This is a genomic window from Streptomyces sp. NPDC088706, assembly GCF_044752765.1.
Classification (GTDB): Bacteria; Actinomycetota; Actinomycetes; order Streptomycetales; family Streptomycetaceae; genus Streptomyces.
In genome coordinates, this window is record NZ_JBIVLW010000002.1 from 650775 (window position 1) to 677762 (window position 26988).

Below are 26988 nucleotides of genomic sequence, written 5' to 3' on the forward strand. Positions count from 1 at the left end.
CCCTGAGTACATGGGAGCCCTGTCCTCGCACCCATAGGGGGCTTGGGCGGGGCCGTGGGGTCGCTCAGGCAGTCAAGCCAGGCTCGAAGTAGCCCGGAGTGCGGAACAGTCCCGCGAAAGTTCCGGGGCCGTGCCGTTCATCCAGCCACGTTCCCAGCGCCGTCACGTCGCCGCTGATGATGGCAGCGAGTAGGCGCGTGTGGCACTCGTCCTCTTCCCCGGGAGCGAACTCCCCGAGGAAATGCGAGTACCGCCGGTTAACGCCCCTCTCGTAGCCACTGAGAGCCGCCGCGTATCGCGTTTGTTCTTCGCTCTCCGGTATCTCCACCGCGCGCGCGGTGTCCTCGTCGGCCAGCGTTCCCGTCACGTCCCGGAACGCGAGAGCGCCGAGAGTGTCTGAGGGTTCCTTGATGCCGAACCGCCCGGCCGTCTGCCGGGTGATGGAACGTGCCTCCCTGTCGCACGCGCCTTCCATGACGATTCCGAGATTCCGCGTGTGCGGGGTTCCTCGCTGATCGATAGCCGAGTACGACTGTCCCGTTGCGCGGCGGTAGTTGATCCCGTACTGAGTCCGTACCGGTACGCCCGCAACGTCCACGTACCGCCGCCGCGATCCGTAGTGAAGGCAGTCATGGGAGTACGCCCGCAGCAGATCGAGCAGGGCCAGCACGGGACGCTCGGGATTCCGGCGTTCCAACGGCCCGTACATCGTGATGACGGCCACCATTTGAAGGTGCCTGTATCCCTGGTCCGGGTGATGGAACCCGCCGAAGGCACCAGCGCGCGAGGAGTCGGAGCCGACCAACACGCGGTCAAGGGGCAGCATTGCGGCCAGCCCATACCCGGCGTATCGGCGCTTCGCGTTCTCGACGCCCGCATGGAACAGCGTGGTGTCGATGCCGTCGGCCGCCCACCGGCTGAGCATTTCCGACAGGGGCCGGAAGACGTGGGCCGGGTGCTTGCCCGTGAGCGACGATGTGTCGGCACGCATCGCCGCCAGCGCCGCTATTGCCTTAGCGTCACTGACGGATTCGTTCGGGGCGAGTGCCGCTAGGTCGGCGTGCCCGCCTTGATGAGCTGAATGTGACTCTCCTGCATCCCCTCCGGGAGCGCGTCCGGGCTGAACCATTTCGCCTCCAGAATCTCGAAGCTGTCGAGCTTGAGAGTTCCACCCACGCAGAGGGCCTCGTAGGCAATCTCCACGCGGAGCTTGTAGCCGCTGGTCACCTGAACCAGCCGCCCCGGAACCACGTCAAGGCCGGTTTCTTCCCGAACCTCTCGCACAATGGTTTTCGGGAATTCCTCGCTTTTTACCGCGTATCCGGTGGGAAGTCCCCACGGTCGATCAGCGGGCCACATTCGATGCTTCAAAAGCAGGATCTCTCCCGCCTCGTTCCGCACCACGCCCGTTACGCCGATCATAAATTTGGCGTGAGCGAACCACAGGACGCGCCATTGCAGAGGGCCGCGAATGAGTTTCCACACTCGGGCAATGATTCGCTTCATACGCACCCTTTCGATCGGGCAAACGATAGACGCTTGCGGTGCCGGTTCAACCTATGGCGTGAGGTGCGAGTCACGCCCGCACTTCGGTGATGAGGGTTGGAACCCAACCCGTCCCCCTGGGGCCTGTGCCTTGGCACGGGGGGAGCCTTGGCGGCACCGAGAGGGACGGGAGTCAGAGGCGGCCGGTAGCGGCCAGCGTGAGAATCGCCGTACTCGACGCGGCGACCGTGCAGACGAACACGGACCAGCCGAACCGGTGTACGTGTCTCACGGGCTCTCCGCGTACGGCAAGCAGTTGGGGCAGTCGTCGTCATGGAACGGCGACGGGGGATGAGTCGGCCCCGGCAGGTAGACGACGCCCGAGCGCCGATCAAACGCGCCGCCGTACTGGTCCCACCAACCGGCCGGAGAGTCCGCGTACGGGCTTCCGGGGCTGTCTATGAGGCGGGCGCACCCCGGCACGGCCTTGGGGGCGGGGTCCAGCCTCACCGGGAGGTCTACGGGGCTCTCTGCTGTCGTCTGCGTCCTGGTCATCGTCGTCCCCTCGCGTGGATCGATGACGACCAAGCTAGGGAGCCGAGATCCCCAACACACAGCGCTGTGCACGAGGTTGCACGCCCGCTATCCCAAGGCGTCCATGGTTGCCGTGATCAACGCGCGAGCGTTCGACCCGTAGACGGCCAGTGCTGCCAGTTCTGCGAACGTTTCGGCGTACATGCCTACCTCGCTCGGCTGCGTGATCGTGAGGTAGCCGGATACCAACTCCACGTTGACTTGCGCGGCGTCATAGATCCAGAACGCTTCAGCCGGCCAGCGCTCCCGATCCGGCTTCATAGGGACAACTCCCAAGCTGACGTTGGGAAGTGAGGCAACCGCGATCAGGTGCCCGAGCTGACCGGTCATGACCTCAGCGCCGCCGATCCCGGCCCGCAACACCGACTCCTCCACGAGGAACGCGAACCGTCGGTCACCCTCGTACAACACGCGCTGACGTTCCATCCGCGCAGCCACCGCGCCCGCCACGTCGTCCACCAGGCCGCGCCGTTTCTGGATTGCCTGGAGTGCGGCCGTCGTGTACGGCTGCGTCTGGATCATGCCCGGTACGAGCCAGGACGAGTACGACCGAAAGCGGCGGGTGCGCTCGTACAGCGGCAACCGTGCTTCCTGTGCCTGCTTGAGCCCGGCCCGCTCCATGCGCCGCCAGCCGACCCACATCCCTTCCGCCGTCCGCAGCATGGCCGTGAGGTCTTCGGTCTGCTCCTCGGCACCGCACGCCCGGCACCATGCCCGGATGTCTTCAACGGACGGAGGAGTACGGGCGTTCATGATCCGGGACGACTTGGAACGGCTCCACCCGCAACGCTCGGCAAGGTCGAGCCCGGACAGGCCAGCATCCCGGCAGAGTTCCGCGAGACGATCCGCGAGAGCCTGCCGGGCCTGCTGAGCACTGGAGGACGCAGAAAGAGCCATGGTGCGTGATCGTCAGGCAGGCCGGTATTCCGCGTGGGGAATGGCCCTCTCCCACGCTGCCTCGTACGCCGTCGCGTACTGCGCCGCCAACGCCGGATCGTGACGGACTTCCATCCGCTCACCGGTCCACTGCCCGTCACCGCTGAAGTGATGGAGGATCACGATCTCTGCGTCGATCACCCAACCCTCCAGCACGGGGAGCAACAGCCCGTGCGACCGGGCACGGGGCAACCAACGCACGTCCTCACCCGCAGCGACGTTCGTAAAGGTGCCGTCGTACTCGTAGCGCACGTAGTCACTCAGCGGCTCGGAGACGACGCGCAGCCGTCGCATGGAGACGCCCCGGCCAGTCGTCTCCTCCACCACGTCCAGCCACGAGCGCCACCAGGACTCGCGGTCCGCCGGGTCGTGTCGGTGGCCTTCCTGCCAGCGGACGAACTCGGGATCGTCCCGCATGTAGCTGTCCCGCATCTCAAGGTGCATGGCCGAGTGCTGCGCCTTTGCGAGTGCTTCACGTACCGCTGTTGCCACCGTTGGCCTCACTGTCCGGGCGGGGGATGAACTGGAGCATGTTGGCGGGCAGACGGATCATGCTCTCGTGATCCGGAACGTCAGTCGAGTGACCGGGTACGGAACCGACTTCCTGCGCCTGCCGAACGGTCTCGTCGTCGGCAGTCCATGACTGGATGATCAGGTCACCGGTCGTGTCGTCCAGCCAGATCGTGGGCGATCCGTCGTCGGGGGTGTTCGGCCAAATCCCCAGGAACTTTAGGGCCATTGGGCTCTCCTGCACCGAGTCGGTTGCACGGGTGTGCACGAGCCTCACCCCTACGCGTGAGCCGGCGCAAGGGGGCATCCGGCGCGCAGCTTGAACGACTCCGTAACCCGTACGCCCTCGGGGCTGCCATACGCCAACGGTCCCCGTAAGTCGAACCTCGGGGGCACTCCCCACCCCTTAACCATGACTTTCTCGACCGGTGCACTCGGCATCCGCACTGCTCAAGCGGCTATGGCCACGGAAAAACGTGGTCTCACCTAGCGTGCGCATGGCAAGCTTGAGCCGGGATCGCCGGAGCGGTAGTCCGTCGAACCGGGTGGCGTGGCTTCCGTGATGCGGTCTTTGATCATTTCGCGTTCCCACTCGGCCAGCGCTGCGAGCACCACGGCGACCATCCGGCCGGTAGGCGTCAGGGTGTTGATCGTGCCGTCCGTGGTGGCGATCTTCACGCCGTAGTGCTCGCCCCACGCGATGAGCCGAAGGAACTCGGAGACGCTACGTGCGTACCGGTCCAGCTTCCACGCGATGACGAGATCAGGGCGCGCCGCCATGAGCGCGCTCATCTGTTCTCGGGCCTCAAGCGGTTTCGCGCCGGAGACTCCGGCGTCCGGGTACTCGATTGCGTCAGCGGGCTTGTACCCGTTGGCCACCAATCAGCGCCGAGCCGCCTCACGCTGCGTCGTCAGAGACGCAGAGTCGTCAGACTCTCGGGAAAGGCGCAGGTAGATCGCTATTCGCATGGCTCCATCCTCACTCATGACCCTATGTGCTCAGAGGTGAGCACCTTCGGGGGAGTGGGACGAGGTCATGGACGTCGTCAAGCGTGCCGTGGCCGCCGTCGAAGCCCGCGCGGGACGCGTCTCGCTGGTACTGAAGGCCGACATCCGGCCCGGTGTCACCGACGGCCTGACCTCGAAGGTCGACACGGTGGAGCGCTACCTGGCCCCCTGACGGACCGTTCGGCGCCCGTCGCACCCCGTTCACCCGTTGAGCCCCCGCCGCCACACGGCCGGGGGCTTCTCCGGCTCCGGATCGAAAACCCCTCACTCGGACCTGTCAGGTCGACACGCCGTTGCCCGTCCCCTTCTGTGGGGATATCAACCCGTTCGACAGTGGGAGGCACGGTGCGGTCGGAGGGCTACGACTACGACACCTACAGCCGGCTCGCGGGTCCGCTCACCGAGCCGGACCCGACGGGATACCGAGTCCGGTACCGATCCCTGCTCTCGACGGAGAAGCACCGAATAAGGGCCGTGCTCCTGATGACGCTCGCCCCGGTGCTCACCGGGGTCCTGCTGCTCTACCTGGTCTGGCCCACGCACTGGACCGAGCGGGAGAACGGGGAGCGGTGGCTCGTCGTCGCCGACGCCGTGATGCTGGTCTCGATCGGCCTGATCGAGATATTCATGCTGGTCAACGTGGCCTCCATCGCACACGCGACGATGGTCGCCCGGGACCCGGTGCCCGTGACGCCCGAGCCGGGCACCCGGGTCGCCTTCCTCACCACGTACGTCCCCGGCAAGGAACCGCTCGCCATGGTGCGCGCCACCCTGAAGGGCGCGGTGCGCCTCACGCACCCCGGGCCGCTGGACGTCTGGCTCCTGGACGAGGGCGACGACCCCGCCGCCCGGATGCTCTGCGCCGAGCTGGGCGTGCACCACTTCACCCGGCGCGGGGTGCCGGAGTGGAACCGTGACAAGGGCGTCCACAAGGCGAAGACGAAGCACGGCAACTACAACGCCTGGATCGCCCTGCACAGCGACGACTACGACTTCTTCGCCTCCGTCGACACCGACCACGTGCCGATGCCCAACTTCCTGGAGCGGATGCTGGGCTACTTCCGCGACCCGGACGTCGCCTTCGTCGTCGGACCGCAGGTGTACGGGAACTACGACTCGGCCGTCACCAAGGCCGCCGAATCGCAGCAGTTCCTCTTCCACGCGCTGATCCAGCGCGCGGGCAACCGCTACGGCGCCCCGATGTTCGTCGGCACCAACAACGTCGTCCGCGTCGCCGCCGTACGGCAGGTCGGCGGCCTCTACGACTCGATCACCGAGGACATGGCGACCGGCTTCGAGATCCACCGCCGCCGCAACCCCCTCACCGGCCGCTACTGGCGCTCCGTCTACACCCCCGACGTGCTGGCCGTCGGCGAGGGGCCCGCCTCCTGGACGGACTTCTTCACCCAGCAGCTGCGCTGGTCGCGGGGGACGTACGAGACGTTGTTCCAGCAGTACGGCAAGGCGCTGTTCCGGGTGCCGCCCGGCCGGCTCCTCAGCTACACGCTGATGCTCGTCTACTACCCGATGACCGCCGTCAACTGGCTGCTCGGCGTACTCAGCTGCGTGCTCTTCCTCTGGTTCGGGGCCTCCGGCACCCAGGTCGCCGCCTCCATCTGGCTGATGCTCTACAGCGACGCGGCGGCCCTCCAGATCGGGCTCTACCTGTGGAACCGGCGGCACAACGTCTCCCCGCACGAACCCGAGGGCTCCGGCGGCCTCGCCGGGATGGCCATGTCCGCGCTCTCCGCGCCGATCTACCTCAAGTCGCTCGGTTCGGCCGTGCTGCGCACCGACGGCCGGTTCGTCGTCACGCCCAAGGGCGGCCGGGTCTCCCCGGACCGGTTGCTCACCTTCCGTATCCACCTCGTCTGGGCCGCGGTCCTGCTCTCCTCGCTCGCCGCCTCCGTCTTCCTGGGCCACACCCACGCCGCGATGCGGACCTGGGCGACGCTGGGCCTCGGGATATCCCTGTCCCCGGTCGCCGTGTGGGCCTGGACCCAGTGGCAGGACCGCGGTGAGCGGGCCCGCGGCACCGTCCCCGCCCCCGCGCCCACCCCCGTACAGCCGCCGCCCGAGCCGACGTACCTCACCACCACGACCGGCGCCCCGGCGACCAGCGGCGCGAGTGCCGGTACCACCGCCACCACGACCGCAGGAGGGAACTGACCCATGTCCTACCGGCCTTCGAAGAAGATGAGGAAGACGCTCCTCAGCGGTGGCGCCGTGGTCGTGCTCGTCGGGCTCAACGCCCCGGCGGCGCTCTCCTTCGCGGAGGACCAGTACCACGCGTACAAGATCGCCCAGCCCGGCTACAAGGCGGAGTACGGCTCCTGGGAGCGGGTCGACATCCCGGAGGAGTACCGGACCAACGCCATCCACGCGGCGCTCCTGCACACCGGGAAGGTGCTGATCGTCGCGGGCTCCGGCAACGACGAGAAGAACTTCGACGCGGGCACCTTCGACACCGTGCTGTGGGACCCGGCCGAGAACACCTTCCAGAAGATCCCCACCCCCGAGGACTTCTTCTGCGGCGGCCACGCGCAGCTCCCCGACGGGCGGCTGCTGATCGCCGGCGGCACCGCCCGCTACGAGGTCCTGGACGACAAGGTGAAGCGGGCCGGCGGCGGGATGCGGGTGAAGAACGAGAACCCGGACAAGCCGCTGAAGCTGAAGAAGGGCACGGTCTTCCGCTCGCCCTCCGGCGTCGAGTACGCCGCCAAGTTCGACGTCACCGTGCCCAGGGCGAAGCGCGAGTTCGAGGTCGACTACTTCGAGAGCGGCCAGATGAAGCCGTGGAAGACGAAGGTGACGGCGGCCGAGCAGCGGGTCTTCGTGGAGGCGGTGGACGACGGCCCCGAGGCGGTGGCGACCGACGCCGCCCAGTACGAGATCGTCGGGCTGAAGGGCAGGGAGGCCGACAACTCCTACGGGCTCGCCGAGAAGATCACCATGGACAAGCAGGACTTCCAGGGGATCAGGGCGGCCTACGAGTTCGACCCGACGGCGGAGAAGTACATCAAGGTCGATCCGATGAAGGAGGCCCGCTGGTACCCCACGCTCGTCGGCCTGGAGGACGGCCGGGTGCTCGCCGTCTCCGGTCTCGACGACGTCGGCGCGATCCTGCCGGGCGACAACGAGGTCTACGACCCGAAGACCAAGAAGTGGACCAAGGGCCCCTCCCACTACTTCCCGACCTACCCGGCGCTCTTCCTCACCAAGGGCGGCAAGCTCTTCTACCCGGGCGCCAACGCCGGCTACGGCCCCGCCGACAAGGGCCGCGACCCCGGGATCTGGGACATCGGGAAGAACACCTTCACCAAGGTCCCCGGGCTGACCGACACCGACGAACTGGAGACGGCGGCCTCCCTGCTGCTGCCGCCCGCGCAGGACCAGAAGGTGATGGTCCTCGGCGGCGGCGGGGTCGGCGAGTCCAAGAAGTCCACCGCCCGCACGGCCGTCATCGACCTCAAGCAGGCCAGTCCGGCCTTCCGGCCGGGACCCGACCTGCCGCAGGGCACCCGCTACCTCAACAGCGTGATCATGCCGGACGACACCGTCTTCACCAGCGGGGGATCGAAGGACTACCGGGGCCGGGGGAACAGCAACATCCTCAAGGCGCAGTCCTACGACCCGAAGACCGGCAGCTTCACGGAGGCGGCCGAGCCGACGGTGGGCCGCAACTACCACTCCGAGGCGCTGCTGCTGCCCGACGGCCGGGTCGCCACCTTCGGGTCCGACTCGCTCTACGGCGACAAGGACAACACCAAGCTCGGCAAGTTCGAGCAGCGCATGGAGGTCTACACCCCGCCCGCCCTGCACCGCGGCAAGGACGCGCGCCCGGTGATCGGGGACGGCCCGCAGGCGGTCGAGCGCGGCGCGAGGGTCACCTTCGAGACCGCCGACGCGGACCGGATCGCCACGGCCCGGCTGATGCGGCCGAGCGCCGTCACGCACACCACGGACGTGGAGCAGCGCTCCATCGAGCTGGGCCTGACGAAGGGGAGCGGCGAGGTGAGCCTGAGCGTGCCGGACGACGCCACGCTGGTGCCGCCCGGCTGGTACATGCTCTTCGTCACCGACACCGACGGCGTCCCGTCGGAGGCGAAGTGGGTCAAGGCCGGCTGAACCCGGACCGCTCCGCGGACCCGCCCCCTCGCCACCGCCCGCCCCGCCACCCGGCCGACATCCGGTTGCGGACACCGGCCGGCGGCCTGACGGTGGCGAGGGGGCGGACACGCCTGTGCCGGTCCCGGCGCGGGAGCGAGGAGAGACGATGCACGACACCCCTGGCGGGCGCCCGAGCCACCGTGCGCCCACCCACCCGCTGCACGGCCGGGTCGCGGTCGTCACCGGTGCCGCCCGTGGCATCGGCGAAGCCCTCGCGCGAAGCCTCTCCGACGCGGGGATGCGGGTCGCCCTGCTGGGACGGGAGCGGGCGACCCTGCGGGAGGCCGCCGCGTCGCTGCCCGGCCCGACCATCTGTATCGACGCCGATGTCACCGACCGTACGGCTCTCGCCGAGGCCGCCCGCCGGGTGGAAGCCGAACTCGGCCCCGCCGGCGTGGTCGTGGCCAACGCCGGCATCGCCGTGAGCGGGCCCTTCGACCGCACGGCCGCCGAACTCTGGCAACGGGTCATCGACGTCAACCTCACCGGCTCCGCCAACACCGCCCGCGCGTTTCTGCCCCAGCTCACCGCGACGGGCGGCTACTTCCTCCAGGTCGCCTCCACGGCCGCGTTCGGCGCCGCGCCCATGATGAGCGCCTACTGCGCCTCCAAGGCGGGAGCGGAGTCCTTCGCCCTGGCGCTGCGCGGGGAGGTCGAACCGGACGGCGTCCAGGTCGGCATCGCCTACCTGCACTGGACCGGCACCGACATGCTCGACGGCATCGACGACCACCCCGTCCTGGCGGCCCTGCGACGCAACCAGCCCCGCCCCGCCCGCCGCGTGCACACCCCCGACCAGGTGGCCCGGTGGCTCACCCGGGGCATCACCCACCGCGCCCCGCACATCTACGCGCCCCCGTGGCTGCGCTGGTGCCAGCCACTGCGCCCGCTGTTCCCCGCGCTCGTCGCCCGGATCACCCGGCGCGAGCTCCGGAGCCTGCCCAGCGACTCGCTGTCCTCCCCCGTCGAGGTCCTGGGCATAGGGGGGCGGGCGGACTGGGACTCGTACCAGGCCTCCCGCTCCTCGCCGCCACGCGACCGGTAGAGCCCCCGTCCGGACCCCCTCAGGTGTTCCCCGCCGGACCGGCACGAGACCAGACAGGCACAAGAAGGGTGTACGCATGAGTCCGAAGAAGAATCCCCTGCGAGCCGCCGCCGAGAAGGCTGCTGACGCCGTGCTGGGCGCCGGTGGTCCCGAGGGCGGCGTGCCCGGGAAACCGGCCGTGGTCCCACCGTCCGTGCGGGAACCCACGGACCCCCAGGAACCCCTGCCGCCGAAGCCCGACCAGAGCGGCCCGGAGACGGTCGGCCCGACGGGGCAGCCCACGGGCGCGGACCCCGCGCGCAGCGCGCAGAGCGGCGCCTTTCTGACCACCGCGCAGGGTGTCCGGCTCGCGGACACCGACCACTCGCTCAAGGCGGGCCCGCGCGGCCCGGTGCTGCTGCAGGACCACCACCTGCGGGAGAAGATCACCCACTTCGACCACGAGCGCATTCCGGAGCGGGTCGTGCACGCGCGGGGGGCGGCCGCGCACGGAGTCTTCCGTGGCTACGGCACGGCGTCGGAGCTGTCCAAGGCGGCGTTCCTGGCGAAGGACGTCGAGACCCCGGTGTTCGTGCGGTTCTCGACCGTGCTGGGCTCGCGGGGCTCGGCCGACACGGTGCGCGACACCCGGGGGTTCGCCACGAAGTTCTACACCGACGAAGGGGTCTTCGACCTGGTCGGCAACAACATCCCGGTGTTCTTCATCCAGGACGCGATCAAGTTCCCCGACGTCATCCACGCCGGCAAGCCGCACCCGGACCGGGAGATCCCGCAGGCGCAGAGCGCCCACGACACGTTCTGGGACTTCGTCACCCTGCACACCGAGGCGACCCACCACACCCTGTGGAACATGTCGGACCGGGGCCTCCCGCGTTCCTACCGGATGATGGAGGGCTTCGGCGTCCACACCTTCCGCCTCGTCGACGCCGCCGGCGCCACGACGTTGGTGAAGTTCCACTGGAAGCCCAAGCTCGGCGTGCACTCCCTGGTGTGGGAGGAGGCGCAGATCGCGGCGGGGGTGGATCCGGACTTCCACCGCCGGGACCTGGCCGACGCGATCGAGGCGGGCGCGTTCCCCGAGTGGGAGCTGGGCGTGCAGGCCTTCCCGGACACCGAGGACCAGACGTTCGAGGGCATCGACCTGCTCGACGCGACGAAGATCGTGCCCGAGGAGCTGGCCCCGGTCCAGCCGATCGGTCTGATGACCCTGAACGCCAATCCGTCGAACTACTTCGCCGAGACCGAGCAGGTCGCCTTCCACAGCGGCCATCTGGTGCCCGGCATCGACGTCACCGACGACCCGCTGCTGGCAGGGCGCCTGTTCTCCTACCTGGACACCCAGATCAGCCGGCTCGGCGGCCCCAACTTCGGGCAGCTGCCGATCAACCGCACCCACGCTCCGGTCAACGACATGCTGCGCGACGGCATGCACCAGACCGCGGTCCACCGGGGTGTGGCCCCCTACCGGCCCAACTCCCTGGACGGCGGCTGCCCGTTCCTCGCGGGCGGGGACACCGGCGCGTTCGTCGAGGTGCCGGCCGCGGTGGCCGCGAGCCGCAAGGTCCGGGAGCAGCCCGCCTCCTTCGACGACCACTTCGGCCAGCCCCGCCAGTTCTGGCTGAGCATGACCCCGGTCGAGCGCGATCACATCGTCGCCGCCTACACCTTCGAGCTCGGCAAGTGCTACGAGCAGGCCATCAAGGAAAGGGCGTTGACCGTGCTCGCCCGCATCGACGGCCGGCTCTGCGAGGAGGTCGCCGCAGGGCTCGGTCTGCCCGCTCCCGGCCCGGACTCGCAGCTCACCGACCCGGAGCCGAGCCCGGCGCTCTCCCAGTTGGGCGGTGTGTGGCCGCTCGACGGGCGGATCATCGGCATCGTCGCCGACGCGGCCGCGGACCTGGACGGCGTACGCGCCGTCCGGCAAGCGGTGCTCGACGCCGGGATGGTGCCCCTGGTCATCGCCCCGGCCGGCGGCAAGCTCGACGCGGACGGCGACCCCGTCACCGTCCAGCGCACCTTCGCCACGGCCCGCTCCGTCGAGTTCGACGCCGTCCTGCTCGCCGGAGCGCCCGGCCCCGGCGGCGACGCGGCGGGCGCCAGGGACGCCAAGGCCGACAACCCCGGCGGCGCCGCGGAAGCCGTCACCGATCCCCGGGCCCTGCTCCTGGTGAACGAGGCGTTCCGCCACGGCAAGGCCATCGGCGCCTGGGCCGGCGGGGACAGCGTCCTCGCACCGGCCGGCGTACCCGCCGGCGCGCCCGGTGTGGTGACCGCCGACAGCGGCGTCGCCGTACTGCGGGGCATCACCGAACTCCTCGGCGTCCACCGTGTCTGGGAGCGGTTCACCCCGCAGATCTGATCCCGTGGCGGCTGTCCCGGCCGCCCGCCGGCTGTCCCGGCCGCCAGGACGGCCGCCCGCCGGCTGTCCGCCTGGACCGGCCCGTCGCGCGAAACCTCAAAGCTTCGCGCGACGGACCAGTCCCAGCGCGTACTCCGGCCACCAGATGCCCGCCTCGGGTCCGCCCCGGCAGGTGCCGTCCGACTCGCCGGGCCGCTTGATCCACAGGTAGGCGTCCAGGCGGTCGTCACGGGTGTCGGTGCTCGGGGGCGTACCGAGCGCCCGGCCCGGCGGGTTGCACCAGGCCTCGGCGCGGTCCCCGGTCAGGGGGCCGCCGCCGTTGCGGCTGGTGTCGATCACGTAGTGCGCGCCGCCGACGGCGTCGGAGAGGAGGGCCCCGTACTCCCGCACGCTCGCGTTCGACTGGAAGTTGGAGACGTTCAGCGAGAAGCCGTCGGACCGGTCGATCCCGGCCTGCCGCAGCGGTTCCGCGATCTTGCCGGGCTCCTTGATCCAGTCCGGGTTGCCCGCGTCCAGGTAGACCTTGGTCCGCGGCTTGGCCTTGAGCGTGTCCACCGCCTCGGAGAGCAGCTGGTAGCGCTCGGCGTGGTGCTCGGGCGGGGTGCAGCCGTCCGCGATGTGCGGGAGGGCGTCGGGCTCCAGCACCACGGTCGCCGGGGCGTTGCCGATGGCGTCGGCGAACTCCCCGATCCAGGACCGGTAGGCGCCCGCGTCACTCGCCCCGCCCGCGGAGTACAGCCCGCAGTCGCGGTGCGGAATGTTGTACGCGACGAGCAGGAGGCTCTTGTCCGTGCGGGCCGCGGCCTTCGCGGCGGCCCGGATCTCCGGCGCCGGGCCGTCCCAGGCGGGCCAGAGCGCCACCGGCCGGTCGGCGATCCGCCGCAGGGCCTTCGCGTCCGCCGCCCGGCCCGCCCGGTCCCAGGCGCGGACCTGCCGGGCCGCGTCGCTGTCCGGGTCCACCCAGTAGGGGGACGCGGCGCTCGGCGCGGGTTCGCCGCGTACGGGGTCGGCCTCGGCGGCCGTGGGGCTCGCGCCCCCCGGCGAGGAGCAGCCCGCGGTGAGGGTGGCCGCCAGAGTGACGGCGGCGAGGACCGGGAAGGCGCGGAAGACTCCGGAGACGTGGGCGATGGTGCTGCGGCCGGACATCCAGCCCCCTCGGACGACGGTGGCGCACGGACACGGGAACGGGCACGCGTGCGCTGACGGCACGCCGGGACGGCACAGCGGCACGGCTGCGCACAGGGAAGCGCCAGCAATCGTGACATGGCGGTCACCGGGAGTGGCGCCGCGACACCATCGGTAACCGGGCGGGGCCCTGAGTCCGACCCGTCGGAAAGCTCTCCCGGGTGCGATTCCCCCGGCGCGGCCCACTCGTCGGATCCGGAATCCTCGCTACCGCCCGGACGCTCCCCGTCGTCGCCGAGATCCGCCGAACGGCCCCTGGACAGACGTCCGATACCGAAGGACGAGACGGGGCTGACCGGCATGTGACCAGTCGGTAAGGTCGGTGCCGTGCCGAAGCCGCTCAGCCTTCCTTTCGACCCCATCGCCCGTGCCGAGGAACTCTGGCACCAGCGCTGGGGGCCCGTGCCCTCCATGGGGGCGATCACCTCGATCATGCGGGCCCAGCAGATCCTGCTCGCCGAGGTCGACGCCGTCGTCAAGCCGTACGGTCTGACCTTCGCCCGCTACGAGGCGCTGGTGCTGCTGACCTTCTCCAAGGCCGGCGAGCTGCCGATGTCGAAGATCGGCGAGCGGCTGATGGTGCACCCCACCTCGGTCACCAACACCGTGGACCGGCTGGTGAGGTCCGGTCTGGTGAGCAAGCGCCCCAACCCCAACGACGGCCGTGGCACGCTCGCCTCCATCACCGACAAGGGGCGCGAGGTCGTCGAGTCGGCGACGGCGGACCTGGTGGCGATGGACTTCGGGCTCGGGGTGTACGACGCCGAGGAGTGCGCGGAGATCTTCGCCATGCTCCGGCCGCTGCGGGTGGCTGCGCAGGACTTCGACGAGGGGTGAGCGCGCCCGGGGGGCGCGCGAAGATCGCTCGGATCGCCCGGTTACGCTCGTGTGCATGAAACAGAACGTGCTCACCCGCTACCGGGTGATGGCCTACGTCACCGCCATCTGGCTGCTCGTGTTCACGGCGGCGATCATTGCGAAGTACGGGTTCGAGGTCGGCGACACCATGCTGATCTCCCAGATCCACGGCGTGCTGTTCATCGTCTACGTCATCTTCGCCTTCGACCTCGGCTCCAAGGCGAAGTGGCCGTTCGGCAAGCTCCTGTGGGTGCTGGCGGCCGGCTGCATCCCCTTCGCCTCCTTCTTCGTCGAGCCGAAGGTCAGCCGTGAGGCGCGCGCTCTGGTCACCGAGCCCGCGGCCGCGCCCGCCAAGGTCTGACCCCGACCGCCCCGCGCCGAAGCGCCGGGCGGTTTGCCATCGACATTTACTAGGACGTCCTAGTAAATTCGAAGTATGGACGCTGACGCGATCGAGGAAGGCCGCCTCCGCTGGCAGGCCCGTTACGACAAGGCCCGCAAGCGTGACGCGGACTTCACCACGCTCTCCGGGGACCCGGTGGAGCCCGCGTACGGGCCCCGCCCCGGCGACACCTACGAGGGATTCGAACGGATCGGCTGGCCGGGGGAGTACCCCTTCACCCGCGGGCTGCACCCCACCGGCTACCGGGGCCGCACCTGGACCATCCGCCAGTTCGCCGGCTTCGGCAACGCCGAGCAGACCAACGAGCGCTACAAGATGATCCTGGCCGCGGGCGGCGGCGGCCTCAGCGTCGCCTTCGACATGCCGACCCTGATGGGCCGCGACTCCGACGAGCCGCGCTCACTGGGCGAGGTCGGCCACTGCGGGGTCGCCATCGACTCCGCCGCCGACATGGAGATCCTGTTCCAGGACATCCCCCTCGGTGACGTCACCACCTCCATGACGATCAGCGGCCCCGCCGTCCCCGTCTTCTGCATGTACCTGGTCGCCGCCGAGCGCCAGGGCGTCGACCCGGGGGTGCTCAACGGCACGCTCCAGACCGACATCTTCAAGGAGTACATCGCGCAGAAGGAGTGGCTCTTCCAGCCCGAGCCCCACCTGCGCCTCATCGGTGACCTGATGGAGCACTGCGCCCGCTCCATCCCCGCCTACAAGCCGCTCTCCGTCTCCGGCTACCACATCCGCGAGGCCGGGGCGACGGCCGCGCAGGAGCTGGCGTACACCCTCGCGGACGGCTTCGGCTACGTGGAGCTCGGCCTCTCCCGGGGCCTGGACGTCGACACCTTCGCCCCCGGGCTCTCCTTCTTCTTCGACGCGCACCTCGACTTCTTCGAGGAGATCGCCAAGTTCCGCGCCGCCCGCCGCATCTGGGCCCGCTGGATGAAGGAGACCTACGGCGCGAAGACCGACAAGGCGCAGTGGCTGCGCTTCCACACCCAGACCGCCGGGGTCTCCCTCACCGCGCAGCAGCCGTACAACAACGTCGTCCGCACGGCGGTCGAAGCGCTCTCCGCCGTCCTCGGCGGCACCAACTCGCTCCACACCAACGCCTTGGACGAGACCCTGGCGCTCCCCTCCGAGCAGGCCGCCGAGATCGCGCTGCGCACCCAGCAGGTGCTGATGGAGGAGACCGGCGTCGCCAATGTGGCCGACCCGCTGGGCGGCTCCTGGTACGTGGAGCAGCTCACCGACCGGATCGAGGCCGAGGCCGAGAAGATCTTCGACCAGATCAAGGAGCGCGGCACCCGGGCCCATCCCGACGGGCAGCACCCCATCGGGCCGATGACCTCCGGCATCCTGCGCGGCATCGAGGACGGCTGGTTCACCGGCGAGATCGCCGAGTCCGCCTTCCAGTACCAGCGGTCCCTGGAGAAGGGCGACAAGCGGGTCGTCGGCGTCAACGTCCACCACGGCTCGGTCACCGGCGACCTGGAGATCCTCCGGGTCAGTCATGAGGTCGAGCGCGACCAGGTGAGCCAGCTCGGCGCCCGCAAGGCCGCCCGGGACGACGCGAAGGTGAGCGCCGCACTGGACACGATGCTGGCCGCCGCCCGCGACGGCTCGAACATGATCGCGCCGATGCTCGACGCGGTACGGGCCGAGGCCACGCTCGGCGAGATCTGTGAGGCGCTGCGCGAGGAGTGGGGGACGTACACGGAGCCGCCGGGGTTCTGAGGCTCTACGGAGGGAGGGCTCGCCCCGCTCCACGGGCCGGGGCTCCCCTGCGCCCTGCTCCACGGGCCGGGGCTCCCTGCGCCCGGCTCTACGGGCCGGGGCCGCACTGCGCCCGGCTCCACGGGCCGGGGCTCGCCCTGCTCCACGGGCCGGGGCTCCCCTGCTCCCGGCTCTACGGGCCGGGGCTCGCCCTGCTCCACGGGCCGGGGCTCCCCTGCTCCCGGCTCTACGGGCCGGGGCTCGTCCTGCTCCACGGGCCGGGGCTCCCCTGCTCCCGGCTCTACGGGCCGGGGCTCGCCCTGCTCCACGGGCCGGGGCTCCACTGCGCCCTGCTCTACGGACCCTCCCCGCCGAACACCACCGTGAACAGCGCCCCGCCCCCCGGCGCCGCGCTGGCCGTCAGTTCGGCCCGTGCGCGCGGGCGATCTGCCGGGCCATCGCCAGCCCCAGCCCCGAGCCGGGCAGGGCGCGCGCCGCCTCGGCACGGTAGAAGCGGTCGAAGACGTACGGGAGGTCCTCGGCCGAGATCCCCGGCCCGTGGTCCCGGACCGTCAGCCCGAGCCCGCCCCCGTCCCCGTACGCGCTCAGCGCCACCTCCACCGGCGCGTCCGGCGGGCTGAACTTGGCCGCGTTGTCCAGCAGGTTGGTCAGCAGCCGGGCCAGCCGCGCCGGGACCCCGGGCCGGGTCGTCTCCGCCGCGCCCGGCCCCACCTCCAGCTCGAACCGGACGCGCGGCCAGTGCGTACGGGCCGTGGCCACCGCGTGCCCCGCCAGCTCCGCGATCCGCACCTCCTCCAGGAGGGGCAGCGGCTCCTCGTCCCGGGCCAGCTCGATCAGGTCGTTCACCAGCCCGGTCACCTCCCGGATCTGCCGCCCCAGCGCGCCCGACGCCCGCTCGCGCTGCGCGGGCGTCAGGCGGTCCGCCCGGGCCAGCAGCTCCGCGTTGGTGCGCAGGGCGGTCAGCGGGGTCCGCAGCTCGTGGGAGGCGTCCGCGACCAGCCGGCGCTGGGCGCTCACCGACTCCTCCAGCTCCCCGAGCATCGTGTTGAAGCTGGCGGCGAGGCGCGTCACCTCGTCCTGCCGGCCCGGCGGCCCCGGCGGCAGCTCGATGCGGTGGCGCGGGTCCCGGGTCGACGCGATCCGCTCGGCGGTCGAGGTCAGCCGGGCCACCGGGGCCAGGCCCGTCCGCGAGACCGCGTACCCCAGCAGCCCCGCCAGCAGCACGCCCGCCCCGCCGACCGCCGCGAGCAGCGCCGCCGCCTGTCGCACACCCCGCTCCACCGGGTCGGCGCGCAGCGCCACCTGGAGCGCCCGCCCGTCCCCGAACGGGGTCGTCAGCATCCGCAGCGACTGCCCGAGACGGGTGACATTGCTGAAGTACGGGGCCCTCGCCCCCGCCGCCACCTCCCGTACGGGGGCGGAGACGGGCAGCAGATACCCGGCCTCCGGGTCCGCCGCCGGGTCGGCCGGGACCACTTGGGCGCAGGCGGGCGCGGAGAGGAAACGGCACTCGCCGGCCACGATTCCCGGGCCCTCGCCCCGGTTCTCCTGGACCACCCGGGTCGCCGACTGGGTCAGGGACAGGTCCAGCTGGTGCAGCAACTCGTAGCGGATGACGAAGAACGCCGCCGCGCACACCCCGACCGCGACCAGTGCCACCGCCGCCGAGGCCGCCAGTGCCAGCCGGGTCCGCAACGGCCGCCCGCGCCGCCAGCGGGCGCCCAGCCTGCGCACCCCGCTCACACGACGTCCAGCCGGTAGCCGAGCCCGTGCACGGTGTGGACGAGCCGAGGCTCACCGCCCGCCTCCAGCTTGCGGCGCAGGTAACCCACGTACACCGCGAGCGAGTTGGAAACGGGGCCGAAGTCCTGGCCCCAGACCCGCTCCAGGATCACCTCACGCGGGAGCACCTGGCCCGGGTGCCTCAGCAGCAGCTCCAGCAGGGCGGCCTCGGTCCGGGAGAACTCCACCGGGCGGCCGCCGCGCCGCCCGGTCCGCGTCGCCGGGTCCAGCGTCAGATCCGCGAAGGCCAGGTCCCCGTCCGGGGCGGGTGGCGCGGCCCGCCGCAGCAACGCCCTCACCCGCGCCACCAGTTCGTCCAGCGCGAACGGCTTCACCAGATAGTCGTCGGCCCCCGCCTCCAGGCCGTCCACCCGCTCGGCCACCGAGGACAGCGCGGTCAGCACCAGCACCGGCGTCCGGTCCTCCATCGCCCGCAGCCTCCGGCAGACCCGCCTCACCGCCGCCGCCGTGGGCCTCGCCGCCCGCTGGCGGGGCCGCGCGGACGTCCACCTGCTCATCAAGACGGGCCCGGCCGCGCTCGCGGAGACCCGTCGGAAGCTGGCGGAGGCGGGGGTGGCGACTGCCGGGCACCCCCACGGGCCCGACGCGGTCGCCGGCCCCGTCGCCCAGGCGGTCCCCTACCTGGACCGGATGGACCTCGCCTACGCGGTGGCCGACCTGGTGGTCTGCCGGGCCGGCTCGGCCACCGTCGCGGAACTCGCCACGACCGGGGTGCCCGCCGTCCTCGTCCCGTACCCGCACGCTCCCGGCGACCACCAGACCCACAACGCCCGGGTCCTGTCCGACGCCGGTGCCGCCCATCTCGTCCCCGACGCCGGGACCACCGCCGACCGGCTGGCTGAACTGATCGACCCGCTGCTCGCGGACCCGGCCCGGCTGGCCGTGATGGGCCGGGCGGCCGACCCGGGCAACCACGCCCGCGCCGCCGACCTGCTCGCCGAGACCGTCATCCGCCTCGCCGTACAACCCGCCGGCGAAAGGGAGTTCACCCCATGACCAGCACCACCATCGACTGGACCGGCCGCACCGTCCTCGTCACCGGAGCCGAGGGCTTCATCGGCTCCACCCTCGTGGACCTGCTCGTCGAACGCGGCGCGCGCGTGCGGGCGTTCGTCCACTACAAGCCGTACGCGGAGAAGGGCCACCTCGCCCGCTACCTCCAGGACCCGCACAGCCCCGTCGAGATGATCGCCGGGGACGTCGGTGACGCGGGCAGGGTGATGGACGCGGTGGCGGGCTGCGACACGGTCTTCCACCTCGCCGCGCTCATCGGCATCCCGTACAGCTACGACTCGCCGGGCGCCTACGTACGGACGAACGTCGTCGGCACCGAGAACATCGCCGAGGCCTGCCGCCGCCACTCCGTCCGGCGCCTGCTGCACACCTCCACCAGCGAGGTCTACGGCAGTGCCCTGACGGCTCCGATCGGTGAGGACCACCCGCTCCAGCCGCAGTCGCCGTACTCCGCCTCCAAGATCGGCGCGGACATGATGGCGCTCTCCCACTGGCACGCCTTCGAGCTGCCGGTGACGGTCGTGCGGCCGTTCAACACCTACGGGCCCCGCCAGTCGGCCCGCGCGGTGATCCCCACGATCCTGGCCCAACTGCACTCCGGGGCGCGGGAGATCCGGCTCGGCTCCCTGACCCCGACCCGCGACTTCACCTACGTCACCGACACCGCCGCCGGTTTCCTGGCGCTGGCCGACTGCGACCGGGCCCTGGGGGAGAGCGTCAACCTCGGTACCGGCCGGGAGATCTCCGTCGGGGACCTGGCGAAGGCCCTCATCGCCGCCTCCGGCCGGGACGCGGAGGTGGTCGTGGACCCGGCGCGGCTGCGGCCCTCCGGCAGCGAGGTGCACCGGCTGCTCTCGGACAACACCCGGGCCCGGGCGTGGGCGGGCTGGGAGCCCGAAGTCACCCTGGAGGAGGGCCTGGAGCGCACCTACGCCTGGGTGGCGGAGCACCTGCACCTCTTCGCGCCGGGGCGCTACCAGGTCTGACGAGGGACTTTCGTCCGGACAACGCCGGGCTCGGTCCGAAGAGCAGGCCCTACCCCGTCTGGGCGCCGGCCAGCCCCAGCAGCAGCAGCGTGGTGAAGCCGCTCGCCCACTCGGCGTCCACCGGCTCGGCGCTGACCAACGTGCGGTGCACCACGGCTCCGGCGATCACATCGAAGATCAGGTCCGCGTTGCGGGCGGCGGCCGAGGCGTCGTCCTCGTACCGCAGCTCGCCACGGGCCTGGGCGCGTTCCCGGCCGAGGAGCACCAGCCGCTTCTGCCGGTCCACGATGGCCGAGCGGATGCGGCGGCGCAGCGAGTCGTCGCGGGTGGACTCGGCGACCACCGCCATCAGCGCGGTCCGGGTCTCCGGCCGCTCCAGCAGGGCGGCGAACTGGAGCACCACCCCCTGCACATCGGCGGCCAGGCTGCCCCGGTCGGGGAGCTCCAGCTCGTCGAAGAGCACGGCGACCGCGTCCACCACCAGCTCGTTCTTGCCCGTCCAGCGCCGGTAGAGGGTCGTCTTGGCGACGCCCGCCCGGGTCGCCACATCGCCCATGGTCAGTTTCGACCAGCCGAGGTCGACCAGGGACGCGCGCGTCGCCTCCAGGATCGCGGCATCGGCCGCGATGGAGCGCGGACGTCCTGTTCGCGTGGTCGGGGGCTCGGCGTGGCTCATGATGCGGCGACCATACCGGCCGGTAGGGATGGTCGTTCCACCCCGGGTTCCGTGAGACAGATCACCGAGGTGGCCTGTTCCGGGGGGCCGCTCGGCAGTTACGCTACGGGTCGTAGCGTAAGGGAGCGGCAGGCCCGCCCCCGTACGCCACGGAACGAACGAGCGACAGCCACGAGGCGCCGGGTGGGGACCCGGAGCCGCACGGACCGGCCGGATGGGGATCCGGACGGTCCCACCCGGGCCTTTCAGGGGCCCACCGGGGTCTTTTCGGAGCCCCGCCGGGGTTCTTCAGGGCCCCCGGAACCGTCTTCGTCCGCCCGCCCGGCACACCGGCCGGTGCCGCGGACCGGGTCGGTTCCCGTATCGCTTTCCGGAACGGCGTGCCCAGGGGGGAGGATGTACGTATGCAGCCTAGGAACATGTCCATGAGCGGCGTCGTCGACCTCGCCGCTGTCAAGGCGGCCGGCGAGGCCAAGGCCAAGGCGGAGCAGGCCCGTGCGCAGGCCGCCCGCACAGGGGGCACCGGTGCGATCGCGCCCACCGCCCTGGTGATCGACGTCGATGAAGCAGGCTTCGAGCGCGATGTCCTGCAACGCTCCGCCGAGGTCCCGGTCGTCATCGACTTCTGGGCCGAGTGGTGCGAGCCGTGCAAGCAGCTGGGCCCCCTGCTGGAGCGCCTGGCCGTCGAGTACAACGGCCGCTTCCTGCTGGCCAAGGTCGATGTCGACGCCAACCAGATGCTGATGCAGCAGTTCGGTATCCAGGGCATCCCGGCGGTCTTCGCCGTCGTCGCCGGGCAGGCCCTCCCGCTCTTCCAGGGCGCGGCCCCCGAGGCCCAGATCCGCGAGACGCTCGACCAGCTGATCCAGGTGGGCGAGGAGCGGTTCGGCCTCACCGGGATCGCCGTCGACCCGGACGCCGCAGCGGACGCGGCCCCGGCCGAGGTGCCGGCCGGCCCGTACGACGCCCTGCTGGAGGCCGCCGCCTCCGCGCTCGACGCCAACGACTTCGGCGGCGCCGTGCAGGCGTACAAGAACGTGCTGACCGACGACCCGGGCAATCCGGAGGCCAAGCTCGGCCTGGCCCAGGCGGAGCTGCTCGGCCGGGTCCAGAGCATGGACCCCCAGGCGGTCCGCAAGGAAGCCGCGGACAACCCGGGCGATGTGAGCGCCCAGGTCGCCGCCGCCGACCTGGATCTGGTCGGCGGCCATGTCGAGGACGCCTTCGGCCGGCTCGTCGAGGCGGTCCGCCGCAACACCGGCGACGACCGCGACACCGCCCGGCTGCGGCTGCTGGAGCTCTTCGAGGTGATCGGCCCGGAGGACCCCCGGGTCACCGGCGCCCGCACCGCGCTGGCGCGCGTCCTGTTCTGACCGCGCCGATTGTTCCGATGTGACAAGACGGCCGTGACACCCCTCGGGTATCGCGGCCGTTTTGCCGTCCGCGCGCCAAGAGACATCCCCGCTTTACCAAAACTTGACAAAGCGACCGGCTGTTACTGGCAGTAAGTCGGCGGGCTCGCTCTGTCCTGTTTCCGGTATCTTTCCCGGCTTTTCGCTGTCCCTTTCGTGCCACCCTGTGTGGCTGCGCGGTGTCGCCCGGTCGCGGCGTGGTTATCAGGTCGTTACTGGCAAGTAACGAACCCCCTTGTGCGGCGGCTCCGAATGCACCACGATCGGCCACGCTCGGTCCCATACCTTCAGCCCGGCCTCCAGCCGGTGCCGAAGGGCCTGTTGGGTCCCCACCGAGTGGGCCGGCGGCAGTGGTGCCGGCCGTGGACAGGGGGGTTCCCGTCGACAGACGGGGCCTGTCCGATCGGCTGCACACACGTGCGGTCAGTGGTTTGTCGCTCGGGGGTGAACGCCGGTGCAGCGGATGCGGTCCATGCCTCTGTCTGCGGGCGCTCCCCTTCCCGAGGACGTAGCACTTCTCCCATCCCAGGACGGGTTCGACACCCGGCCGGAGATGTACGTCCGAGAAGAAGGAGCAAGTTATGAGTTCCCAGGTTCGCGGTGGGACGAGATGGAAGCGTTTCGCTCTGGTCATGGTGCCGAGCGTCGTCGCCACGGCGGCGGTGGGTGTCGGTCTGGCGCAGGGAGCGCTCGCCGCGTCCTTCAGCGTGTCCGGCCAGAGCTTCAAGGTCAGGACCGACAAGCTGGTGGGCGAGAACTTCGTCCAGTACGGCAGCGTCGCCGTCGGCAAGGACCTTGAGGGCGACCAGGCCGCGCACCCGGTCGCGGTGTCGGGCTTCAGCAAGGCCACCATCACCAACATGTGCCAGTCGGTGGTCACGCCCAAGGTGCCCTTCGGCATCGGCAGTGTGAGCCTGCAGCTGTCCGCGGGTACGGACCCGAAGAAGCCGGTCGAGGCGACCAACCTCTACCTGGACGTCGCGCAGCTCGACGCCGACGCCTACTTCGAGAACATCGACATCGGTGTCGCGGCCGGTTCCGTCGGCGCGCCCGGTATCCAGCCCGGGACCGAGAAGGGGGTCAACCCCAACGGCTTCGCGCAGCGGGCCCAGAAGGCCACCCTGACCGACGTGAAGCAGACGGCGTGGGCGACCACCGCCGGCACCTTCAAGCTCAGCAACCTGAGCCTGAAGCTGCACAAGGGCGTCAAGGAGTGCTTCTAAGCACTCGCCCGGGTGGCCGGAGCGTCCCGGCGGGGCTTTCCGGCCGCCCACCCTTTCTCTTCTCACAGCAGTACCGGTTCCAGGGAGCTGTTTTCCATGAGCCCCGAGTCCACAGGGCAGAACGAGCACAACCTCACCGTCTACCGGCGGGAATTCCGTACCTGGCGGGGTAACCGGCCGTTCTGGGCGGGTCTGTTCACCATGCTGGGCGGTGCGCCCATCGCCTATTTCCCGTACGCCGATCTCCACCTCGGCAACATGACGCTGGCGATGTCCACCACCGCCGGCGCCGCATCCCTCATCATCGGGGCCCTGCTCATCACGCTGGGCCTGACCATGTGGTTCCACCACATCGTGCGGGTCTTCGCCGGGGTGGCGGCCATCCTCCTCGCGCTGATCTCCATACCCGTCGCCAACATCGGCGGTTTCGTGATCGGGTTCCTCCTTGCGATCACCGGCGGAGCCCTGTCCATCTCCTGGGCGCCGGGCCGGCCGCAGGCGGACGAGGCGGCCCCGCGGACCGCGGCTCCCCTGTCGCTGGACAAGCAGCAGCCGGAGAACGGGTACGCCGACGGCGCCCTGCACGGCGCGGCCGTTCCGCAGCAGCAGGCGGGCGAGTACGACGCGGCCCCCGGCTACGACGGGGGGACACATCGTGCGGGGTGACGACGGACGGCGGACGGACGCCCACCCGGGCGAGGACCTCCGCGAGCGCAAGGGCCCCCGCCACGCGGCCCCGAAGAAGTCGCTGCTGACCAAGTTGCACATGCCGAGCGGCAAGAAGGCGTTCGCGCTCGCCGCGATGCCGACCGCGGTCTTCGTGGGCATGGGCCTCACGCCCAAGCTCGCCATGGCCGACGGCAACCCCGACATCCCCTTCGCACCGGGACCGTGCGTCACCCGGTCCGACGAGCCGGACGCGTCCGAGTCCCCGCAGGCCACCCCGTCCCCGTCGGCGACGCCCACGGACGAGCCGGACAAGGGCGAGGAGCCGGGCCGGGACGACAGCCCGACCCCGAGGCCCACGGAGAGCGGCACGGCCACCGAGGACCCGGCGGCCGGCGAGAAGCCCGACGCGGCGAAGGACCCGGTGCACCAGCCCGCCGGGGAGCCGAGCGCCACCCCGGCGCCCGCCAAGTCGAAGAACCCCCTCGACCCGCTCGGCTTGGGCGACGCCCTCAAGGACCTCCTCGACGGGCCGGACAAGAACAAGGACGAGGCCGAGGAGAAGCCCGACGCGACGGCGAGCCCCTCCCCGAGCCCCACGGCCGGGTCCACCGGACCGGCCGACAAGCCGAAGGACCCGGCGCAGGGCTCCTCCGACCCGGCGAAGGACTCCTCGGACAAGGCGAAGGACGAGGCCGACAAGGCGGCCGACGCCATCCGCGAGGCGGCCGACAAGGCGGGCCAGGACGTCGAGGAGCTCGACGAGGACGTCAAGGGACTCGACCCCAAGAAGGACGAGGACATCCCGGACGGCGCCAAGCCCCGGTTCCCCTGCCCCGAACCCGACCCGGAGGCGCTCGCCGCGGCGTCCCTGGAGCCCGGCCTCCCGCTGCTCCCGAGCGACCCGTGGATCCTGGAGTCCTCGCTGCTCACGCTCAACGGCCTGGACTACAAAGGCATCGTCGAGGTGAAGAGGGCGGACGGCTCGATCAAGAAGGTGCTCAAGTTCACCGCGAGCTCCATCGACATCAAGGACCTCCACCAGCTCACCACCGGCCCGGCGGGCACGACGGGCCATGTGAAATCCCGGCCGGGCTCCACGTCGACGATCCGCAACGGCACGGTGACGATGTACACGGAGGAGCTGAAGGGCAACCTCTTCGGCCTCATCCCGATCACCTTCAACCCGCAGACCCCGCCGCCGCTGAACGTGCCCTTCGCCTTCTTCACCAACGTGAGGGTGGTCCAGGCAGGCCAGTTCGGCGGCTCGCTCACAGTCCCGGGGCTGCGGAACTACCTCGACGGCGGCAAGCGCTAGCCCGCCGCCACCCGGTCCCGTCCGGGAGCCGCACAGGGCCGTGGGCCGTACCCCTCAGGTGGGGTACGGCCCACGGTCATCTGTCGCCGAGTACGGCGGGTCCGCGCCCCTCGGGCTCGGTCGCAGCGGTGGACTAGCCCTCTTCGCCGCCCAGGTGGTGCACCCGGACCATGTTCGTGGTGCCGGGGATGCCGGGAGGCGAACCGGCCGTGATGACCATCGTGTCGCCGTTGTTGTAGCGGTTCAGCTTCAGCAGCTCCGCGTCGACCAGGTCGACCATGGCGTCGGTGTTGTCCACGTGCGGGACGACATACGACTCGACGCCCCAGCTCAGCGCGAGCTGGTTGCGGGTGGCCTCGTCCGTGGTGAAGGCCAGGATCGGCTGGGCCACGCGGTAGCGGGAGAGGCGGCGGGCGGTGTCGCCCGACTTGGTGAAGGCGACCAGTGCCTTGCCGTCCAGGAAGTCCGCGATCTCGCAGGCCGCCCGGGCCACCGAACCGCCCTGCGTACGGGGCTTTTTGCCGGGGACCAGCGGCTGCAGGCCCTTGGAGAGCAGCTCCTCCTCGGCGGCGCAGACGATCTTCGACATCGTCTTGACCGTCTCGATCGGGTACGCGCCCACCGACGACTCGGCGGACAGCATGACCGCGTCCGCCCCGTCCAGGATCGCGTTGGCGACGTCGGACGCCTCGGCGCGGGTCGGCCGCGAGTTGGTGATCATCGACTCCATCATCTGGGTCGCCACGATCACCGGCTTGGCATTGCGGCGGCACAGCTCGATGAGGCGCTTCTGCACCATGGGGACCTTCTCCAGCGGGTACTCCACCGCCAGGTCGCCACGGGCCACCATCACACCGTCGAACGCCATGACGACGCCCTCCATGTGCTCGACCGCCTGCGGCTTCTCCACCTTGGCGATGACGGGGACCCGGCGGCCCTCCTCGTCCATCACCTTGTGCACGTCCTTGACGTCGCTCGCGTCCCGGACGAAGGAGAGGGCGACCAGGTCGCAGCCCATCCGCAGGGCGAAGCGCAGGTCCTCGACGTCCTTCTCGGAGAGCGCCGGGACGTTCACCGCCGCGCCGGGCAGGTTGATGCCCTTGTGGTCGGAGATGACACCGCCCTCGATGACGATGGTCTTGACCCGGGGGCCGACGACCTCGATGACCTTCAGCTCGACGTTGCCGTCGTTGATCAGGATCGGGTCGCCCTTGGCGACGTCGCCGGGCAGACCCTTGTAGGTCGTGCCGCAGATCGACTTGTCCCCGGCGACGTCCTCGGAGGTGATGGTGAACTCGTCCCCGCGGACCAGCTCGACCGGACCCTCGGCGAACTTCGCCAGCCGGATCTTCGGGCCCTGGAGGTCGGCGAGCACGCCCACCGCGCGGCCGCTCTCGGCGGCCGCCTTGCGGACACGGTCGTACCGGCCCTGGTGTTCCTCGTGGGAGCCGTGACTGAAGTTGAAACGGGCCACGCTCATGCCGGCCTCGATCAGAGCGACGAGCTGCTCATGGGAGTCGACGGCGGGACCGAGGGTGCAGACGATTTTGGAACGGCGCATGAGGCGGATCCTATCGGTTTGTTTCGCTGCGGAATATTCCGT

21 protein-coding genes and 4 pseudogenes are annotated in these 26988 nt (G+C 70.8%); 14 read left to right on the plus strand and 11 right to left on the minus strand.

The features are described 5' to 3' along the window. Positions 1-64: 64 nt before the first annotated feature. From ACIQAK_RS08590 to ACIQAK_RS08615, 6 genes are all read right to left on the minus strand, one after another. Complete coding sequence (locus tag ACIQAK_RS08590; RefSeq protein WP_366387526.1) at positions 65-991, minus strand: hypothetical protein; 927 nt, start codon at positions 989-991, stop codon at positions 65-67. Between the two features lie 59 nt (positions 992-1050). Then, positions 1051-1506, minus strand: coding sequence for an NUDIX domain-containing protein (locus ACIQAK_RS08595; protein WP_366387527.1), 456 nt, complete (start codon positions 1504-1506; stop codon positions 1051-1053). Between the two features lie 621 nt (positions 1507-2127). Further along, complete coding sequence (locus tag ACIQAK_RS08600) at positions 2128-2976, minus strand: helix-turn-helix transcriptional regulator (protein ID WP_366387528.1); 849 nt, start codon at positions 2974-2976, stop codon at positions 2128-2130. Between the two features lie 12 nt (positions 2977-2988). Then, the gene (locus ACIQAK_RS08605) at positions 2989-3507 is read right to left on the minus strand and encodes a DUF6879 family protein (RefSeq protein WP_366387529.1); all 519 of its coding nucleotides are present in this window, start codon (positions 3505-3507) and stop codon (positions 2989-2991) included. Next, positions 3488-3754 (minus strand): hypothetical protein, encoded by a 267-nt coding sequence (locus tag ACIQAK_RS08610; RefSeq protein WP_164186468.1) that lies wholly within the window; start codon positions 3752-3754, stop codon positions 3488-3490. The genes ACIQAK_RS08605 and ACIQAK_RS08610 overlap by 20 nt, the downstream gene beginning before the upstream one ends. A gap of 257 nt (positions 3755-4011) precedes the next feature. Next, positions 4012-4404: a recombinase family protein gene (locus ACIQAK_RS08615; protein WP_366387530.1), complete on the minus strand. Its 393-nt coding sequence runs from the start codon at positions 4402-4404 to the stop codon at positions 4012-4014. 139 nt (positions 4405-4543) lie between these two features. Between ACIQAK_RS08615 and ACIQAK_RS08620 the strand changes: the two are divergent. The 5 genes and pseudogenes from ACIQAK_RS08620 to ACIQAK_RS08640 form a co-directional block, all read left to right on the plus strand. Further along, positions 4544-4705: pseudogene (locus ACIQAK_RS08620) on the plus strand (thiamine-binding protein); the annotation flags it as partial. A gap of 173 nt (positions 4706-4878) precedes the next feature. Beyond that, positions 4879-6702, plus strand: a complete 1824-nt coding sequence (locus ACIQAK_RS08625) for a cellulose synthase catalytic subunit (protein WP_366387531.1) — start codon at positions 4879-4881, stop codon at positions 6700-6702. 3 nt (positions 6703-6705) lie between these two features. Next, complete coding sequence (locus tag ACIQAK_RS08630; protein WP_366387532.1) at positions 6706-8661, plus strand: galactose oxidase-like domain-containing protein; 1956 nt, start codon at positions 6706-6708, stop codon at positions 8659-8661. A 148-nt stretch (positions 8662-8809) separates the two neighbouring features. Then, a complete protein-coding gene (locus ACIQAK_RS08635; protein WP_366387533.1) occupies positions 8810-9748 on the plus strand; it encodes an SDR family oxidoreductase in 939 nt (312 codons plus the stop codon). Between the two features lie 76 nt (positions 9749-9824). Continuing rightward, on the plus strand, positions 9825-12107 hold the full coding sequence (locus tag ACIQAK_RS08640) for a catalase (RefSeq protein WP_366387534.1): 2283 nt from the start codon (positions 9825-9827) through the stop codon (positions 12105-12107). 96 nt (positions 12108-12203) lie between these two features. Here ACIQAK_RS08640 and ACIQAK_RS08645 read toward each other — a convergent pair whose 3' ends face one another. After that, on the minus strand, positions 12204-13253 hold the full coding sequence (locus tag ACIQAK_RS08645) for a glycoside hydrolase family 6 protein (RefSeq protein ID WP_366387535.1): 1050 nt from the start codon (positions 13251-13253) through the stop codon (positions 12204-12206). A gap of 366 nt (positions 13254-13619) precedes the next feature. Between ACIQAK_RS08645 and ACIQAK_RS08650 the strand changes: the two genes are divergently transcribed. The 3 genes from ACIQAK_RS08650 to ACIQAK_RS08660 all read left to right on the plus strand — a co-directional run bounded on the left by ACIQAK_RS08650 (position 13620) and on the right by ACIQAK_RS08660 (position 16287). Then, positions 13620-14129: a MarR family transcriptional regulator gene (locus ACIQAK_RS08650; RefSeq protein ID WP_366387536.1), complete on the plus strand. Its 510-nt coding sequence runs from the start codon at positions 13620-13622 to the stop codon at positions 14127-14129. 55 nt (positions 14130-14184) lie between these two features. Beyond that, positions 14185-14511: a DUF3817 domain-containing protein gene (locus ACIQAK_RS08655; protein ID WP_366387537.1), complete on the plus strand. Its 327-nt coding sequence runs from the start codon at positions 14185-14187 to the stop codon at positions 14509-14511. 75 nt (positions 14512-14586) lie between these two features. Beyond that, positions 14587-16287, plus strand: a complete 1701-nt coding sequence (locus ACIQAK_RS08660; protein ID WP_366387538.1) for a methylmalonyl-CoA mutase family protein — start codon at positions 14587-14589, stop codon at positions 16285-16287. Between the two features lie 334 nt (positions 16288-16621). Here the strand turns inward: ACIQAK_RS08660 and ACIQAK_RS08665 are convergent. Both ACIQAK_RS08665 and ACIQAK_RS08670 read right to left on the minus strand, forming a co-directional pair. Further along, a pseudogene (locus tag ACIQAK_RS08665) lies at positions 16622-18030 on the minus strand (sensor histidine kinase). Continuing rightward, positions 18027-18518: pseudogene (locus ACIQAK_RS08670) on the minus strand (response regulator transcription factor); the annotation flags it as partial. The pseudogenes ACIQAK_RS08670 and ACIQAK_RS08665, both read right to left, overlap by 4 nt. Here ACIQAK_RS08670 and ACIQAK_RS08675 point away from each other — a divergent pair. After that, positions 18505-19086, plus strand: a pseudogene (locus ACIQAK_RS08675) (UDP-N-acetylglucosamine--N-acetylmuramyl-(pentapeptide) pyrophosphoryl-undecaprenol N-acetylglucosamine transferase); the annotation flags it as partial. The pseudogenes ACIQAK_RS08670 and ACIQAK_RS08675 overlap by 14 nt on opposite strands. Continuing rightward, on the plus strand, positions 19083-20090 hold the full coding sequence (locus tag ACIQAK_RS08680; protein WP_366387539.1) for a GDP-mannose 4,6-dehydratase: 1008 nt from the start codon (positions 19083-19085) through the stop codon (positions 20088-20090). The pseudogene ACIQAK_RS08675 and the gene ACIQAK_RS08680, both read left to right, overlap by 4 nt. A 49-nt stretch (positions 20091-20139) precedes the next feature. On the opposite strand, the gene ACIQAK_RS08685 is transcribed toward ACIQAK_RS08680, so the two are convergent. Then, positions 20140-20766, minus strand: a complete 627-nt coding sequence (locus tag ACIQAK_RS08685; protein ID WP_366387540.1) for a TetR/AcrR family transcriptional regulator — start codon at positions 20764-20766, stop codon at positions 20140-20142. Between the two features lie 404 nt (positions 20767-21170). Between ACIQAK_RS08685 and ACIQAK_RS08690 the strand changes: the two genes are divergently transcribed. The 4 genes from ACIQAK_RS08690 to ACIQAK_RS08705 all read left to right on the plus strand — a co-directional run bounded on the left by ACIQAK_RS08690 (position 21171) and on the right by ACIQAK_RS08705 (position 25385). Beyond that, a complete protein-coding gene (locus ACIQAK_RS08690) occupies positions 21171-22139 on the plus strand; it encodes a tetratricopeptide repeat protein (RefSeq protein WP_366387541.1) in 969 nt (322 codons plus the stop codon). Positions 22140-22759: 620 nt separating this feature from the next. After that, positions 22760-23401 carry a DUF6230 family protein gene (locus tag ACIQAK_RS08695; RefSeq protein ID WP_366387542.1) on the plus strand — a complete coding sequence of 214 codons (642 nt, stop codon included), beginning with the start codon at positions 22760-22762 and terminating at the stop codon, positions 23399-23401. Positions 23402-23497: 96 nt separating this feature from the next. Next, a complete protein-coding gene (locus ACIQAK_RS08700) occupies positions 23498-24067 on the plus strand; it encodes a DUF6114 domain-containing protein (protein WP_366387543.1) in 570 nt (189 codons plus the stop codon). Beyond that, positions 24057-25385, plus strand: coding sequence for a hypothetical protein (locus ACIQAK_RS08705; protein WP_366387544.1), 1329 nt, complete (start codon positions 24057-24059; stop codon positions 25383-25385). Before ACIQAK_RS08700 ends, ACIQAK_RS08705 begins: the two co-directional genes overlap by 11 nt. Before the next feature lie 133 nt (positions 25386-25518). Here ACIQAK_RS08705 and pyk read toward each other — a convergent pair whose 3' ends face one another. Beyond that, positions 25519-26946: a pyruvate kinase gene (gene pyk / locus ACIQAK_RS08710; protein WP_366387545.1), complete on the minus strand. Its 1428-nt coding sequence runs from the start codon at positions 26944-26946 to the stop codon at positions 25519-25521. Positions 26947-26988 lie beyond the last annotated feature (42 nt).

What these genes read in the sequence shown, in the direction of transcription:
- ACIQAK_RS08660 (WP_366387538.1), top strand. Translation starts at nt 14,587, where the DNA reads ATGGACGCTGACGCGATCGAGGAAGGCCGCCTCCGCTGGCAGGCCCGT.
- ACIQAK_RS08700 (WP_366387543.1), top strand. Translation starts at nt 23,498, where the DNA reads ATGAGCCCCGAGTCCACAGGGCAGAACGAGCACAACCTCACCGTCTAC.
- ACIQAK_RS08695 (WP_366387542.1), top strand. Translation starts at nt 22,760, where the DNA reads ATGAGTTCCCAGGTTCGCGGTGGGACGAGATGGAAGCGTTTCGCTCTG.
- ACIQAK_RS08640 (WP_366387534.1), top strand. Translation starts at nt 9,825, where the DNA reads ATGAGTCCGAAGAAGAATCCCCTGCGAGCCGCCGCCGAGAAGGCTGCT.
- ACIQAK_RS08645 (WP_366387535.1), bottom strand. Translation starts at nt 13,253, where the DNA reads ATGTCCGGCCGCAGCACCATCGCCCACGTCTCCGGAGTCTTCCGCGCC.
- ACIQAK_RS08630 (WP_366387532.1), top strand. Translation starts at nt 6,706, where the DNA reads ATGTCCTACCGGCCTTCGAAGAAGATGAGGAAGACGCTCCTCAGCGGT.
- ACIQAK_RS08610 (WP_164186468.1), bottom strand. Translation starts at nt 3,754, where the DNA reads ATGGCCCTAAAGTTCCTGGGGATTTGGCCGAACACCCCCGACGACGGA.
- ACIQAK_RS08600 (WP_366387528.1), bottom strand. Translation starts at nt 2,976, where the DNA reads ATGGCTCTTTCTGCGTCCTCCAGTGCTCAGCAGGCCCGGCAGGCTCTC.
- ACIQAK_RS08690 (WP_366387541.1), top strand. Translation starts at nt 21,171, where the DNA reads ATGCAGCCTAGGAACATGTCCATGAGCGGCGTCGTCGACCTCGCCGCT.
- ACIQAK_RS08685 (WP_366387540.1), bottom strand. Translation starts at nt 20,766, where the DNA reads ATGAGCCACGCCGAGCCCCCGACCACGCGAACAGGACGTCCGCGCTCC.
- ACIQAK_RS08590 (WP_366387526.1), bottom strand. Translation starts at nt 991, where the DNA reads ATGCGTGCCGACACATCGTCGCTCACGGGCAAGCACCCGGCCCACGTC.
- ACIQAK_RS08635 (WP_366387533.1), top strand. Translation starts at nt 8,810, where the DNA reads ATGCACGACACCCCTGGCGGGCGCCCGAGCCACCGTGCGCCCACCCAC.
- ACIQAK_RS08655 (WP_366387537.1), top strand. Translation starts at nt 14,185, where the DNA reads ATGAAACAGAACGTGCTCACCCGCTACCGGGTGATGGCCTACGTCACC.
- ACIQAK_RS08680 (WP_366387539.1), top strand. Translation starts at nt 19,083, where the DNA reads ATGACCAGCACCACCATCGACTGGACCGGCCGCACCGTCCTCGTCACC.
- ACIQAK_RS08595 (WP_366387527.1), bottom strand. Translation starts at nt 1,506, where the DNA reads ATGAAGCGAATCATTGCCCGAGTGTGGAAACTCATTCGCGGCCCTCTG.
- pyk (WP_366387545.1), bottom strand. Translation starts at nt 26,946, where the DNA reads ATGCGCCGTTCCAAAATCGTCTGCACCCTCGGTCCCGCCGTCGACTCC.